The sequence below is a fragment of the Sphingomonas metalli genome (genome assembly GCF_014641735.1).
GTDB lineage: Bacteria > Pseudomonadota > Alphaproteobacteria > Sphingomonadales > Sphingomonadaceae > Sphingomonas > Sphingomonas metalli.
This window is the reverse complement of record NZ_BMIH01000003.1, coordinates 149,718-164,563: the sequence shown is the minus strand read 5'-3', so window position 1 is coordinate 164,563 and position 14,846 is coordinate 149,718. Positions and strand designations below refer to the sequence as shown.

Genomic DNA, 14,846 nt, shown 5'->3' with positions numbered 1-14,846 from the left:
TGTCGGCCATCCCCTCGCCTGTTCGATCGACAAAGCTCGTCGCCGCCGATTCCGTTATGCGCACCAACTTACTGATGCGGCAGGCGGGGTCAATCTATCCGCATTTCAGGAATTTGGATGATTGCCGCCTCAGCATTCGACGACATTGACCGCCAGTCCACCGAGCGAAGTCTCCTTGTAGCGCTCGTTCATGTCGATCCCCGTCCGGCGCATCGTCTCGATGACTTGATCGAGACTGACGCGGTGGGTCCCGTCGCCCAGCATCGCCAGCCGGGTCGCCTCGATCGCCTTGACCGAGCCGACCGCGTTGCGCTCGATACACGGGACCTGCACCAATCCCGCGACCGGATCGCAGGTCAGGCCGAGATTATGCTCCATGCCGATTTCGGCCGCATTCTCGATCTGGGCCGGGCTGGCGCCGAGTGCCGCGGCCAGTCCGGCCGCCGCCATCGAGCAAGCGACGCCGATCTCTCCCTGGCAGCCGACCTCGGCGCCCGAGATGGAAGCGTTCTCCTTGAACAGCGAACCGATCGCCGCCGCCGTGAGCAGGAAGTCCTCGACGCCGCGCTGGCTTGGGGCGGGCGCGAACCGCTCATAATAGCGCAGCACCGCCGGCACGATCCCGGCGGCGCCGTTGGTGGGCGCGGTGACGACCTTGCCGCCCGCCGCATTCTCCTCGTTCACCGCCAGCGCCCAGAGGTTGATCCAGTCGATGACGGTCAGCGGGTCGGAGAGCGCGCGTTCCTGCCGCGCGATCAACGTGCGATGGATGGCCGGCGCGCGCCGCTTGACGCGCAAGCCGCCAGGCAGCTCCGGCAGATCGCTGCGGATCCCGCGGTCGATACAGGCCGACATGGCATCGCGGATCAGCGCTAGCCGATGCGACACCTCGTCGGGAGAAAGGCCGGTCTCCTCATTCTCGCGCATCAGCTCGGCAATCGTCCTGCCGCGGTCGACGGTCAGCTGCAGCAGCGCCGCGCCCGAGCAGAAGCGATGCGGAACGTCCCAGCCGGCCTCGTCCGGTGCGTTGCGCAGCACGTCGTCCTCGCTCAGCACGGCGCCGCCGCCGACGGAGTAATAGGTCCGCCGCGTCAGCTCGCCGCCGCGCGCGTCGAAGGCGACGAACAGCATCGCATTCGAATGGAAGTCGAGACGCTCGCGCTGGAGGAAGCGCAGGTCGCGATCCTCGTCGAAGGCGATGTCGCGGACGCCGGCGAGGCGCAGGCAACGCGTCGCACGGATCCGTTCGACCTCGCGATCCGCCTCGTCCGGATCGATGTCGGCGGGGACGTGACCCGCCAGACCCAGCAACACCGCCCGGTCGGTCGCATGCCCCTTCCCCGTCAGCGCGAGCGATCCGTAGAGCGACGCCTCGACCCGCATGGCGGCATCGTCCAGGCGGCGCGCGAAGTCGGCCGCGGCGGTCATCGGCCCCATCGTATGCGAGCTCGACGGGCCGACCCCGATCTTGAACAGGTCGAATACACTCGCGACCACGACGCTACTCCCCAGGCTCTTCCCGCCCGGCTTTAGGCGCGCCCGCGGGTCCCGCCTAGGGTGTGCCCTCCCCCGCCCCGTCGCCGGTGATCAGGCGGGCGCCGCGCTGATAGGTCAGGTAGCGCCACAGCCACTGGAAGGTGACGATCAGCCGCTTGTCGAAGGCGACGAGCAGATAGACATGGACGATGGCCCACAGCAGCCAGGCAGCGAAGCCGCGCAGATGCCGGCCCCGGCCGAAGTCGAAGATCGCCGCATTGCGGCCGATGATCGCGGTGTTGCCGCGATTGCGGAACTGAAAGGGCGGCAGCGGCGCACCCGTCTCGATCTCTCGCGCCAACGCCTTGCCGAGATGCTGCCCCTGCTGCTCGGCGACCTGCGCCAGTCCGGGCAGGGGCTGGCCATGGGCATCGGGCGTGCTGGCGGTATCGCCGAGGACATAGATGCCGGGCAGGCCGGGGACCGACAGATCGGGCGTGACCGGAATGCGGCCGGCGCGATCCGCTTCGACACCCAGCCACTGCGCGGCGGGCGAAGCCCGCACCCCCGCGCCCCAGATCACCGTCTGGGCGCGGATGAGGTGCCCTTCGACGACGGCCCCCTCCGCCCGGATGCCCTCGACCTTGTGGTCGAGCATCACTTCGACGCCGAGCCGGTCGAGACGCTGGCGCGCATAGGCGACGAGATCGTCCGGAAAGGCGGTCAGCATGCGCGGTCCCGCCTCGACGAGCAGGACGCGCGCCCGTCGCGGATCGATCCGGCGGAAATCGCGGGCCAACGTATAGCGGGCCAGCTCCGCGACCGCGCCGGCCACTTCGACCCCGGTCGGGCCGGCGCCGACGACGATCGTCGTCATCAGCGCCGCCTGTTTTGCCGGATCGTCGGTCAGCTCGGCCAGTTCGAAGCCCTTCAGGATGCGGGTGCGGATTTGACGGGCATTGTCGATCGTCTTGAGCCCCGGCGCGTGCACCGCCCAGGCATCATGGCCGAAATAATTGTAGGCCGATCCGGTCGCGAGCACGAGCCGGTCGAAGGCGAGCCGCCGCCCGCCCGCGAGCGCGACATGCCGTGCGGGCACGTCGATGCCCACGACCTCTCCGAGGACCACATCGATATTGCGGTGGCGGCGGACGATCTTGCGGATCGGCTCGGCGATGTCGGCCGGCGACAGGGCCGCGGTGGCGACCTGGTAGAGCAGGGGAACGAAGAGGTGGTAATTGTTGCGATCGACCAGCGTCACGTCGGCGGACTTGCCGCCCAACGCGCGGGCGCAGGCCAGGCCGGCGAAGCCGCTGCCGAGGATGACGATACGCGGTCTGGCCCTTCGATCCCCCATTTGCGCGTGCCCCGGACCTATTCAGACGGATGGGGATCGTAGCCGGGCGGATCGCTCGCTTGGAGGGACTCGTCGGAGGCAGCCTCAGCATTTCCGGGCCGGCGCGTCTCGGCGTCCGATGCCGCCTGCGCGCCGGCGCGATCCGCGCCCGGCGTCATGGCCTCGGCCCGTGCTACGCCCGACAGCTCCTCGATCGCGATGTCGGGGCCGTCAGCGACCGGCAGCGTGCGCACATAGCCTTCGGTCGCATCCGGATCGATCGCGTGCTCGCCGCGCAGCCCGGCCTCGCCCGGACCCTGCTTGTCCGTGTCGTCGGGCGCTCCGTACAGGCGCGGACCGCTCATGACTTGTGACCCTGCGCCAGACCGTGCCCGGCCTCGACCTCACCACCCTTGCCGCTGCCGCCGCGCTTGCCGCCGGGGCCGCCGCCGCCTGCGCCCTTGCCGCCGGTCCCCTTGCTCTTGGGTCCGGCGCCCGGATCGCCGCCCTTGACGGGGATCGCCCCCGGATTGCCGCCCGCGCCTTTCTGCGCCATCGATCGTCTCCTTGCTGTTCTCTGGCAACGGGAGGTCGGCGAGGCGGTTCCGCTTCCTGATTTCGATGAGGGAGATAGGCGCGCGATCAGGCGTCGCGCGGCAGGCGGCGAAGCGCGAGCGGCAGGAGGACCAGCATGAACACCGTCGCCGAGACGATCCCGCCCACGATCACGCAGGCGAAGGGCCGCTGCGTTTCGGAGCCGATGCCGGTGGAGAGCGCCGCCGGCAGCAGGCCCAGGCCCGCCATCAGCGCGGTCATCAGCACCGGTCGCAGCCGGTCGACCGCGCCTTCGGTCACCGCCAGCTCGAACGGATCGCCGTTGCGGAACCGCTCGGTGATGTGTTCGAGCATCACGACGCCGTTCTGGACCGAGATGCCCGCCACGGCGATGAAGCCCACGGCTGCGGACACCGACATGTGGAGCCCGGCCAGCGCCAGCGCCGCTACGCCGCCGACCATGGTGAAGGGCACCATCGCCAGGATCAGCGCCGCCGAGCGGACCGAGCGGAAGGCCGCGAAGAGCAGCGTGAAGATGCCGAGCAGCGCGACCGGCACGATCACCTCCAGCCGCTTCATCGCGCGCTGCTGGTTCTCGAACTGGCCGCCCCAGGTCATGCGATAGCCCGGCGGCAGCTTGATCTGCTCGGCGACCGCGCGCTGGGCGTCGGCGACGAAGCCGCCCTGGTCGCGACCATCGACATTGGCCTTCACCGCGGCGTTGCGGCCGCCATCCTCGCGGCTGATCCGCGAAGCGCCCACGCGCACCTCGATATGCGCGATCTCGCCCAGCGAGATGGTGCCGCCGGAGGGTAGCGGGATCTGAAGCGCCGGCAGATCGTCCACGGCATTGCGCTGATCGGGGGCGAAGCGCAGCACGATGTCGAAATTGCGGTCGCCCTCATAGGCGGTGCCGACGGTCGCGCCCCCAAAGGCGGTCGCGATCGCGGTGTTCGCATCATCGGGGTTGAGACCGTAGCGCGCCATCGCGCCGCGATCGAGCACGGCCCGCGCCTCGGTCTGGCCGCCCGACTTGATCGCGCCGACGTCGGATGCGCCCGGCACCGCCGCGATCACCCGCGCCGTCTTGTCCGCCAGCTGCTCGAGGATGTTGAGATCGTCGCCATAGATCTTGACGGAGATCTCGCCCTTCACGCCCGACAGGCTTTCCTCGACGCTGTCCTCGATCGCCTGGCTGAAGTTGGTCGGCACGCCCGGCATGGTGCCGATCTTCTTGCGCATATCGTCCTCGAGCGCGGCCTTGCTGCCGAACTGGGCGCGCCACTCGTCGCGGGACTTCAGGTCGATCAGCATCTGGAGGCTCGACGGACCCTTGGGATCGGTGCCGTCGTCGGGACGACCGGTCTCGGAACTGACCTGCCGGACTTCCGGATAGGTCAGCATGATGTTGCGGATCTTTGCCTCGACCCGGCGGGTCGTGTCGATCGACACGGAGGGCGCGAGCTGGACGGTCAGCCAGATATTGCCTTCGTCCAGCTTCGGAAGAAACTCCGAGCCGAGGCGCGGGACCATGGCGCCGGCCAGCACGAGCGCCGCGATGGATACGCCGAACACCAGCTTCGCGCGCCCGTGCGAACGGGCGAGTATATCGCGATAGCCATCGCGCAGTTTGTCCATCCAGCCGATATGCTTCTCGGCCATGTCGTAGCGATCGACGAGGAAGCTGAGCACCGCCGGCAGGAAGGTGAGCGTCAGGACGAGCGCCGCCCCGATCGCGAAGGACAGGGTCAGCGCCACGGGCGAGAACATCTTCCCCTCGACCCGCTGGAAGGTGAAGATCGGCACGAAGGCGGTGATGATGATCGCTTTGGAGAACAGGATCGGCTTGGCGAGGTTGGTCACCGTGTTCGACAGGATCTGCCGACGCCGGAACTGATCGGGCTGCTGCCCGCTGTGCCGCGCCGCTTCCATCGCCAGCGCCACCATCATCGCCTCCACCAGCACCACCGCGGAGTCGATGATAATGCCGAAGTCGACCGCGCCCATGGAGATGAGGTTCGCGGGCACCCGCACCTGGTCCAGCCCCGCAAAGGCGGCCAGCAGCGACAGCGGGATGATCGCGGCGACGGCCAGCGCCGCGCGCCAGTTGCGCAGGAACAGGAGCAGCAGCGCCGTCACCAGCGTCGCGCCGACGATCAGATTTTCGCCGACCGTCTCGACCGTCCGGTCGAGCAGCTTGGTGCGCTGATAGGTCGGCCGGATCTGGATCGGCTGGCGCCCGCTGCGCTGCGCATCGAGCCTGAACTGCGCATTCAGCCGGTCGACCGCCTCGCGGACGCCCTTCACCACCACCGCGGCATTCTGCCGTTTGACCATGGTGACGATGCCTTCGCTGACGTCGTTCTCGTGGTCGATCGCGACCATGCCGCTCCGCTCGGGCGTCCCGATCGCGACCTCGCCCAGATCGCCGACGCGAACGGTGTTGCCGTCCTTCGACTTGACGAGCGTGTTCGCCACGTCGTCGATGCCCTTGAACAGGCCGATACCGCGGACCACCACCGCCTCGTCGCCACGCGGGATCGTGCCGCCGCCGACATTGGAATTGGCAGCGCCGACCGCGCGCTGGATATCGGCCAGCGTCACCGCGTACCGCTTCAGCAGGTCGGGGCGGACGCGGATCTGATACTGTTTGATGCTGCCGCCGAAGCTGGTCACGTCGGCGACGCCCGGCACCATGCGGATCGCCGGGCGGACGACGAAGTCCTGGATCGCCCGCGCCTCGTAGAGCGGCATGTCGGCGGGCTTTTCGAGGACGTAGCGATAGACCTCGCCGACCGCGGTCGACAGCGGCGCGAGACTAGGCGTCACGCCTTGCGGCAGGTCGGCGTCGCGCAGCTTCTCGAGCACCTGCGAGCGGGCGAAATAATCGTCGGTGCCGTCCTGGAAGATCAGCGTCACCACCGACAGGCCGGTGATCGAGACCGAGCGGATGTCGGTGACGCCCGGCGTACCGGCCAGCGCCCGCTCGACCGGCAGCGAGACCGCGCGCTCGACCTCTTCCGGCGCCTGGCCCGGCTGCTGGGTAATGACGACGACCTGCACGTCCTGCACGTCGGGGAACGCCTCGATCGGCAGTTCCGACACGGCCTTCGCGCCGACGACGACCAGCACCACCGCCATGATGATGACGAAGATGCGGTTGCGGACCCCGAAGCGGCCCATTGCGTCCAGCATGCCGCTATTCCCCGACCAGCTGGGCGTTGAGCAGCACCGCGCCCTCGCCGACGATCCGGTCGCCGTCCTTCAGCCCGCTGACGACGTAGGAATAGGTGTCGCCCCGCTCGCTCACGCCGACCGGCACGCGCCGGAACCTGCCCGGTCCCTCGACGCGGAAGACATAGGTCTGCATGCCCTGTTCGAAGAGCGCGGCATTCGGAACGCGGATCGCGCGGCGGCCGTCCTGCGTCAGGAACCGTGCGCGGGCGTACATCTCCGGCTTCAGCGCCAGATCGGGATTGGCGACCGTGGCGCGCAGCTGGATGCGCCGCGTGCCCGGATCGACCGCAAGCCCGATCTGGGAGATGGTGCCGCGAAACTTGCGGTCAGGCCAGGCCGGCACTTCGAACTCGATCGCCTCACCGACCTTGGCCCGGCTGATCGAGGTCTCCGGCACGTCGACGACCAGCCACAGCTCTCGCGGATCGGTGACGGTGAAGAGCGGTCCCTGCCCGGCACTCACTTGCTGACCGGGATTGATCTGGCGATCGATGACATAGCCCGACACCGAGCTGGTCAGCGCCATCGAGTCTTCGCTTCCCCCGCCGAGATTGTCGAGGCGCAGGCGCGCACGCTGCAATTCCGCGGCAGAGGATTGCGAGTCCGCCTGGGCGAGCTCGACATCGCGGCGCGCGATCGCACCGCCCGTATAGAGCGAGCCGGCGCGATCGAGCGCGCGGCGCTTGAGCTGCGCATCGGCCTGTGCCTTGAGCAGATCGGCACGCGCCTGGCCGAGATCGGGCGCATCGACCACCGCGAGCGCCTGCCCGCGCCGTACCGCCTGACCCATGTCCGCCAGAACCCGCGTCACCCGTCCCGCGACGGGCGCGCCGATCCGGCTGGTGATCGTCTCGTCGGTGACCAGCCGTGCGTTGAGATCGGCCGAGATCGGCAGCGCGCCGCTATTGGCGGGGACGATCTGGATCGAATCCAGCTCGGGCGATCCCGGCGCATAGGTGATGAGGTCATGCGCCTTCTTGGCCGCAGGCGGCGGCGGGGCCGCGTCCTCCTGCTTTCCGCACCCGACCGTCAGCAGCGCGCAGGCCAATGCGGCCGACGTCCAAAATCCTGCATGCCCCTTGCGCATTCAGTTCGTTCCCGTGGTTTCTGCCGCGCGCAGCCGCGCGATGGCCTGTGCCTGTGCTGCCCGTGCATCGATGACGCTGAGCTCGACCGCCTTCAGCGAACGGCGCGCATCCAGCACGTCGAGAAGGGTCATCGCGCCATGCCCATAGGCGAACTCCGCAATGTCGGACGCGCGCCTGGCGGCGGGCAGCTGGGTTCCCTCGATCAGCGTCAGCCGGTCGCTCGCCTGAGCCAGTTGCCGTCGCGCGGTCTCGATCTCGGCGACCGCGACCGCGAGCGATTTGCGCGCCTGCGCTTCCGCCTGGACGAGCGCCGTGCTCGCCGCATCGATTTCACCCCGGTACAGGTTGCGGACGGGGAGTGGGATCGACACGCCGAAGCCCAGGCTGTTGCCGACGCCGAGATCGCCGGCCGCCCGCTCCGCCTGGACGCCGACGGTCACGTCCGGATGGCGGAGCGCATGCGCCCCGTCGAGGTTGCGCCGCGCCGCCTCGACCCGGGCTTGGTCGGCGCGGACGTCGGGACGCCGGGCTGCGATCGCTTCGGCAGGCTCCTCCGGCCCTTCGCCGCGGACCGGCCAGTCGCCCGCGGTGCTCAGGGCCGCCGCGTCGGCCTCGCGCCCGATCAGGATCGCGAGGGCAATCTGCGCGTCGCGCAAGTCGCTGGCGGCCTGCTGCGCGTCGCCCTGTGCGGAGAGCGCATCGACGCGCTGCCGGACCAGATCGCCTTCCGACAAGGCACCGGCGCGCCGCTGGGTCGTGGCGATGCGGATGGATTCGCCATAGTCGCGCGCGATCGTCTCCAGCGCCGCGACGCGCTGCTCCGCTGCCTTGAGCGCGAAGAAGGCGTTTGCGACGGCGGCGCGCATCTGGCGCTGGGCGTCGGCCAGATCACTTTCGGCCGCGGTCACCGACGCCCGTGCGGCGGCGACCCGGGCGGTACGCTTGCCGCCGCGCTCGAGCGGCAGATCGACCCGCGCGACGGCATCGGCGTAGCGAGAGAACGGCAGCCGGCCGACCTGACTGGGGCGGATCTGCACTGCGTTGACGCTGAACACGGGATTGGGCGCGGTGTCCGCGGAGCGCAGGTTCGCCCGGGCGCTCTGCACCGCGAGGCGGGCGTTGAGCAGATCGATATTGCCGCTGGTCGCCGCCTGAAGCGCGGCATCGAGCGTCAGCGCTTCTCCCGCCCGCGCGGCAATATCCGGAACCGTCTGCGCCCAGGCATCGGCCGCCGGCATCACTGCACAGAGAATGGCCATCACGGCCAAATGGCCCCGAAACCTGCTCACCCGGTCATGCCCCACTTTCGTCGCCATGCCGTCCGGCCCGAAACGCTCCTTGCGCTTCGCTGCACTGCCGCATGGTGGTTCGACAGGCCGATTATCGGGGTCCGAAGGCTGATGCTCGTTAAATTCTCGCCATCTTCCGGTAATGGACTGCGGGGCGCGTGGACTTTGCCGAGCTTCGGGCCAGCGTGTATGGGCGCGTGCTCATGATCCGCGTCACCGAACTCAAGCTCCCCCTTCATCATGCCGACGAGGCGCTGCCGGCGGCGATCTGCAAGCGCCTGCGCATCACGCCCCGCGACATGGTGCGCTATACGATCGCGCGGCGAGGCCATGACGCACGGGACAAGAGCCGGATCTCGCTCGTCTATTCGATCGACGTGCAGGTGCGGAATGAAGCGCCGCTGCTCGCCCGCTTCCGCCGCGACCGCGACGTGCAGCCGACGCCGGACACGCGATACAGACCGGTGGCGACCGCGCCGACGGGCGCGCGCCGCCCGGTCGTGGTCGGCACCGGGCCTTGCGGCCTGTTCGCGGCCCTGATCCTGGCGCAGGGCGGGTTCCGGCCCATCATCCTCGAACGCGGCAAGGTCGTGCGCGAGCGGACCAAGGACACCTGGGGCCTGTGGCGCCGCAGCGTCCTCAATCCCGAATCGAACGTCCAATTCGGCGAGGGCGGCGCGGGCACCTTTTCCGACGGCAAGCTGTACAGCCGCATCAAGGATCCGCGGCACCTCAACCGCAAGGTGCTGACCGAGTTCGTCAAGGCGGGCGCGCCGCCGGAGATCCTGACCGAGGCGCATCCGCATATCGGCACCTTCCGGCTCGTCACCATGGTCGAGAGCATGCGCGTGGCGATCGAGGCGCTGGGCGGCGAGTATCGCTTCTCGACGCGGGTCGACGGGATCGATGTCGTGACCGACGGCGGCGGCGAACGGCGCGTGCGCGGGCTGCACCTTCACGACGGCGGCTATCTGGAGGCGGATCACGTCGTGATGGCCGTCGGCCATAGCGCGCGCGATACCTTCGCGATGCTCCATGCCGCCGGCGTCCATGCCGAGGCGAAGCCCTTCTCCGTCGGCGTGCGCATCGAGCATCCGCAAAGCTGGATCGACCGCGCGCGCTTCGGCCAGGATGCCGGCAACCGCATCCTGGGGGCCGCGGAATACCATATCTCGCATCACTGCCGGAACGGCCGCACCGTCTACAGCTTCTGCATGTGCCCGGGCGGCACCGTGGTCGCCGCGACGTCCGAGGAAGGGCGCGTGGCGACCAACGGCATGAGCCAATATTCGCGCAACGAGCGCAACGCCAATTCGGGCTTCGTCGTCGCGATCGATCCCGCGCGCGACTATCCGGGCGATCCGCTGGCCGGCATCGCACTTCAGCGGCGGCTGGAGGAGCAGGCCTTCGTCGCGGGCGGTTCCAGCTATCGCGCACCGGCCCAACGGGTCGGCGACTTTCTGGCGGGCCGGCCCTCGACCTCCCTGGGCGGGATCGTCCCTTCCTACAGGCCCGGCGTCACCCCGACCGATCTCGCGGCCTGCCTGCCCGACTTCGTGGTGGAGGCGATGCGCGAGGCGATTCCCGTCTTCGGCAAGCAGATCGATGGCTATGATCATCCCGACGTCGTCATGACCGGGGTGGAGACGCGCACTTCGTCGCCCGTCCGCTTCACCCGGGGCGACGACATGCAGAGCCTCAACACGCGCGGCCTGTTCCCCGCCGGCGAGGGCGCGGGCTATGCCGGCGGCATCCTGTCCGCGGCGGTGGACGGCATCAAGGTGGCGGAGGCGGTGGCGCTGAGCCTGGCGGCATGACGCTGATCCTGTTCAACAAGCCCTATGGCGTGCTGAGCCAGTTCACCGACCGTGGCACGCCGGAGGCACGCGCCACCCTGTCCGACCATATCGATCGGCCCGGCGTCTATCCTGCCGGGCGGCTCGACCGCGACAGCGAGGGGCTGTTGCTGCTGACCGACGACGGGCGGCTCCAGGCGCGGATCGCCGATCCCCGTTTCAAACTCGCCAAGACCTATTGGGTGCAGGTCGAGGGCGGGCCGGACGACGTGGCCCTCGACCGGCTGCGGCAGGGCGTCACGCTGAAGGACGGCGCGACCCGGCCTGCCGAGGTGGAGCGGATACCGCCCCCGCCCCTCTGGCCGCGCGATCCGCCCATACGCGTCCGCGCCGCCATTCCGGATCACTGGTTGCGCCTCACGATCCGCGAGGGGCGCAACCGGCAGGTGCGGCGGATGACCGCGGCGGTCGGTCTCCCCACGCTGCGACTGGTGCGCTGCAGGATCGGCGACTGGTCGCTCGGCGATCTGGCGCCCGGCACGTGGCGCGAGGCGTGAAGGTCTTCTTCGACGGGGGCTGCCGACCCGCCGGGATGGAATGGGCCGTCGTCATCGCCGGCCGGGCGCAGTTCGGCGACGATCTCGGACCCGGCACCAGCATGGCGGCCGAATGGCTCGCACTGCTGGCGGCGATCCGGCTGGCGGACGCGCAGGGCATCGACGATCCCCTCTTCCTGGGGGATGCGGCGGCGGTGATCCAGCAGGCGACCGGCAAGGTGCGCTGCCCGTCCGCCTGCCGGCCCTATTTCGAGGCCCTGCCCCGGCCCGGCTCTTCGCTGCGCATCCGCTATCTGCGCCGCACGCAGAACCTTGCCGGCATCGCGCTCGACGCGCGCCGGCTATAGCTCGCGCAGCGCCTGGGCGGGCCGCGCCCGCAGCACCGCGATGCTTCCGGCAAGGCCGATCGCCACCGTCACGGCGGCACCGACCAGCAGCGTCGCCGCGACCGTGCTCCAGTCGGGCAGCCATTCGAACCCGAACAATCGGGTGACGACATACCAGCCGCCGCCCGCGCCGAGGACGAGCGCGACCAGTCCCGCGACCGCCGACAGCATCAGATATTCCATCGTCTGCATCGCCAGCACCTGCCGCCGCGTCGCGCCCAGCACCTTGAGGATGACGGCGTCATAGGTCCGCGCGGCGCGCGCGGCGGCGATCGCCCCGATAAGCACCGCGACGCCCGCGAGCACGGCGATGCCGGCAGCCGCGGCAATGGCGGTCGCCATCTGGCCGACGATCGTCTGGATCTGCGCGAGCACGCCGCCGACCTCGATCACCGAGACTGACGGGAAGCGCGGCAGCAGCGCGCGCGTGACCGCCGCGTTGCGCGCCGCCGGCATGTCGATCGTTGCGGCGAGATTGTGCGGCACATCGGCGAGCGCTCCGGGGGAGAAGACCAGCACGAAGTTGAAGCCGAGCGTATCCCAGGCGATCCGCCGGAACGACGCGATCCGCGCCGTCCGCTCCAGCCCCAGCACCGAGATGGTGAGCGGATCGCCGATCTTCAGCCCCAGCGCCTCGGCCAGCCGCTCGTCGACCGAGACCAGCGGCTGACGCGCTTCCGCGCCCGTCCACCAGTGGCCTTCGCTCACCAAGCTGCCGGGCGGCAGTTGGGCCGAGAAGGTGAGCCCGCGCTCACCGCGCAGGGCCCATGCACCGTCCGGCACCTCCTTGAGATCGGCGACACGCTGTTTGCCATAGGCGGTGATCGTGCCACGCATCAGCGGCACGGTTGCGATCTGCGCACCCGGCGCGGCGCCGAGCACGGTCTGGCGGAAGGCACCCTCCCGCTCGGGCGGCACGTCGAGGACGAAGAGGGCGGGCGCCCGCTCGGGAACGCTGCGGCGGATATTGCCGTCGAGGCTGGTGCGGATCGTCGCGAGCAGCACGAACAGGGTCAGTCCCAGGCCGAGCGCCACGACCAGCGCGACGGTGCGCGCGCCCGGACGATGCAGCGCTGCGAGGGCCAGGCGGGGCAGCGGCCGGCGCGGGCGCGGCCATTTCGACGCGGCCTGCCGAACGCCGTGACCGATCGCCACCAGCAGCAGCAAGGTCGCGGCCGTCGCCGCCAGAAAGCCCAGCGTGAACAGTGGACGATCGCTGGAGGCCATCGCCAGCGCGAGGACGGCGGCACCCGCCGCACCGGCACCGATGATCGCCGGTGAGACCGATCCCCGCCGCGCATCGTGTGCCCCGCGCAGCAGCGCCGCGGCCGGAATCGTCGCCGCCCGAACCAGCGGCGGCGCGCAGAAGGCGAGCGCGATCAGCAGTCCGTTAAGGGCTGCGAGCAGCAGCGGCAGCGGCTGGATCGTCAGGCCCGGCGAGACCGGCAGCACCTGCCCCGCCGCGGCGCCGATCAGGGGAACCGCGGCGACACCTGCCAGCAGCCCCAGCATGACGCCGACCGAAGCCACGGCCAGCACCTGCAACAGGTACACGCGCGCGACGAAGCCGGACGTGGCGCCCAGCACCTTGAGCATGGCGATGCCCGACCGTCGCTGCTCGAGATAGGAGGAGACGCCGTTGCCGACGCCGATCCCGGCGATCACCAGCGCGGCGAGCCCGACCAGCGTCAGGAACTCGCCCATCCGCATGATGAAACGGCTGGCGCCCGGCGAGGCCTGGTCGCGGGTGCGGACCTCCCAACCCGCCGAAGCATGAATTCGCGCGAAACTGCGTGTGATCGCCGCCGGATCGCGGCCGCCGGTCGCGACGCGGTAGCGCGCCTGGAACAGGCTGCCCGGCTGGATCAGGCCCGTCCGCTCGAGCCCCGGCATCGAGGCCAGCACGACCGGGCCGAGCGTGAAGCCCTCGCTGATTCGGTCCGGTTCCTCGGCGATGATCCCGCCGATCCGGAAGGTCGCCGTGCCGAGCCGCAGGGTCGCGCCGGGCTTCAGGCCGAGCCTGTCGGCGAGCGCGCGTCCGATCCACACGGTGTCGGCTAGCGGCGCGCGGACCGCCCGCCCGTCCTCCAGCGTCAGCCGGCCGTAGAGCGGATAGGCAGCGTCGATCGCCTTGAGCTGCACCGGTGCGGTATTGCCGTTCGCGGCCACCGCCATCGACTGCATCCGCACGGTTTCGGAGGCGCGGCCGGCGCGGCGGATCGCTGCCCATTCGTCCGGATCCGCACGGCGCTGCGAGATCCGGAACTCGGCATCGCCGCCGAGCAGCGTGCTGCCCCGCGCCGCAAGCTCGCTGCCGATCGCGCTGGTCAGGCTGCCGATCGTCGCAAGCGCACCGACGCCGAGGAACAGGCAGAACAGCAACAGGCGCAGGCCGCGGAAGCGCAGCGACAGCTCGCGGCGCGCCAATCGCCATGCGGCACCCCAACCCGTCACGCGAGACGCCCGTCGACCATTTCGAGCACCCGGTCGCACCGTCGCGCCAGCGCCGGATCATGGGTGATGATGACGAGGCTGGCTCCGGTCGCCTCCCGGCGGGCGAAGAGCAGGTCGACGATCCTCGCCCCCGTGGCCGCGTCGAGATTGCCGGTCGGCTCGTCCGCCAGCACCAGCGCCGGACGCGGTGCCAGCGCGCGGGCGATCGCCACGCGCTGCTGCTCACCGCCCGACAGTTGCGCGGGATAATGGTCGAGCCGATGCTCCAGCCCGACCGCCGCCAGCTCATCGGCCGACCGCGCCCGCGCGTCGGCGAGACCCTGCAACTCCATCGGCACCGCGACATTCTCCTGCGCCGTCATCGTCGGCAGCAGGTGGAAGGCCTGGAGCACGATACCGATCCGGCCGCGACGCGCGACCGCCAGCGCATCCTCGTCGAGGCTGGTGAAATCGAGCCCGTTGACCGTCACCTGCCCCGAGCTGGCCCGTTCGAGGCCGGACAGCACCGCCATCAGCGACGACTTGCCGGATCCCGAAGCGCCCAGCAGGGCGACGCTCTCGCCCGCGGCGATATCGCAATCGATACCGCGCAGGATCTCGACGGGCTTCACGCTCCCCAGTGTCAGCCTTACATCGCGCGCGGTGACGACCATATCGGGACGGGTCATCGAC

Annotated in this window: 12 protein-coding genes; 3 read left to right on the top strand and 9 right to left on the bottom strand. The window is 70.0% G+C overall.

Annotated elements, in window-relative coordinates; all coding sequences use genetic code 11:
• Positions 1–129: 129 nt before the first annotated feature.
• The 7 genes from IEX18_RS11065 to IEX18_RS11035 form a co-directional block, all read right to left on the bottom strand.
• Positions 130–1,497: an L-serine ammonia-lyase gene (locus IEX18_RS11065; protein WP_188658839.1), complete on the bottom strand. Its 1,368-nt coding sequence runs from the start codon at positions 1,495–1,497 to the stop codon at positions 130–132.
• Between the two features lie 55 nt (positions 1,498–1,552).
• Positions 1,553–2,833: an NAD(P)/FAD-dependent oxidoreductase gene (locus IEX18_RS11060; RefSeq protein WP_188658838.1), complete on the bottom strand. Its 1,281-nt coding sequence runs from the start codon at positions 2,831–2,833 to the stop codon at positions 1,553–1,555.
• Positions 2,834–2,850: 17 nt separating this feature from the next.
• Positions 2,851–3,177 (bottom strand): hypothetical protein, encoded by a 327-nt coding sequence (locus IEX18_RS11055; RefSeq protein ID WP_188658837.1) that lies wholly within the window; start codon positions 3,175–3,177, stop codon positions 2,851–2,853.
• Entirely contained in the window at positions 3,174–3,368 is a 195-nt protein-coding gene (locus IEX18_RS11050; protein WP_188658836.1) for a hypothetical protein, read from the bottom strand. The genes IEX18_RS11055 and IEX18_RS11050 overlap by 4 nt, the downstream gene beginning before the upstream one ends.
• A gap of 86 nt (positions 3,369–3,454) precedes the next feature.
• Positions 3,455–6,562, bottom strand: a complete 3,108-nt coding sequence (locus IEX18_RS11045) for an efflux RND transporter permease subunit (protein WP_188658835.1) — start codon at positions 6,560–6,562, stop codon at positions 3,455–3,457.
• A 4-nt stretch (positions 6,563–6,566) separates the two neighbouring features.
• The gene (locus IEX18_RS11040) at positions 6,567–7,691 is read right to left on the bottom strand and encodes an efflux RND transporter periplasmic adaptor subunit (RefSeq protein ID WP_188658834.1); all 1,125 of its coding nucleotides are present in this window, start codon (positions 7,689–7,691) and stop codon (positions 6,567–6,569) included.
• Positions 7,692–8,951: a TolC family protein gene (locus tag IEX18_RS11035; protein WP_188658833.1), complete on the bottom strand. Its 1,260-nt coding sequence runs from the start codon at positions 8,949–8,951 to the stop codon at positions 7,692–7,694.
• A gap of 233 nt (positions 8,952–9,184) precedes the next feature.
• On the opposite strand from IEX18_RS11035, the gene IEX18_RS11030 reads away from it, so the two are divergent.
• The 3 genes from IEX18_RS11030 to IEX18_RS11020 are packed head-to-tail and all read left to right on the top strand — an operon-like array spanning position 9,185 to position 11,681.
• Positions 9,185–10,798: an NAD(P)/FAD-dependent oxidoreductase gene (locus tag IEX18_RS11030; RefSeq protein WP_188658832.1), complete on the top strand. Its 1,614-nt coding sequence runs from the start codon at positions 9,185–9,187 to the stop codon at positions 10,796–10,798.
• Positions 10,795–11,334 carry a pseudouridine synthase gene (locus tag IEX18_RS11025; protein ID WP_188658831.1) on the top strand — a complete coding sequence of 180 codons (540 nt, stop codon included), beginning with the start codon at positions 10,795–10,797 and terminating at the stop codon, positions 11,332–11,334. Before IEX18_RS11030 ends, IEX18_RS11025 begins: the two co-directional genes overlap by 4 nt.
• Positions 11,331–11,681 carry a reverse transcriptase-like protein gene (locus IEX18_RS11020; RefSeq protein ID WP_229664529.1) on the top strand — a complete coding sequence of 117 codons (351 nt, stop codon included), beginning with the start codon at positions 11,331–11,333 and terminating at the stop codon, positions 11,679–11,681. The genes IEX18_RS11025 and IEX18_RS11020 overlap by 4 nt, the downstream gene beginning before the upstream one ends.
• On the opposite strand, the gene IEX18_RS11015 is transcribed toward IEX18_RS11020, so the two are convergent.
• Both IEX18_RS11015 and IEX18_RS11010 read right to left on the bottom strand, forming a co-directional pair.
• Positions 11,676–14,174 carry an ABC transporter permease gene (locus tag IEX18_RS11015; RefSeq protein ID WP_188658829.1) on the bottom strand — a complete coding sequence of 833 codons (2,499 nt, stop codon included), beginning with the start codon at positions 14,172–14,174 and terminating at the stop codon, positions 11,676–11,678. The genes IEX18_RS11020 and IEX18_RS11015 overlap by 6 nt on opposite strands.
• Entirely contained in the window at positions 14,171–14,842 is a 672-nt protein-coding gene (locus tag IEX18_RS11010; RefSeq protein WP_188658828.1) for an ABC transporter ATP-binding protein, read from the bottom strand. Before IEX18_RS11010 ends, IEX18_RS11015 begins: the two co-directional genes overlap by 4 nt.
• Positions 14,843–14,846: the final 4 nt, after the last annotated feature.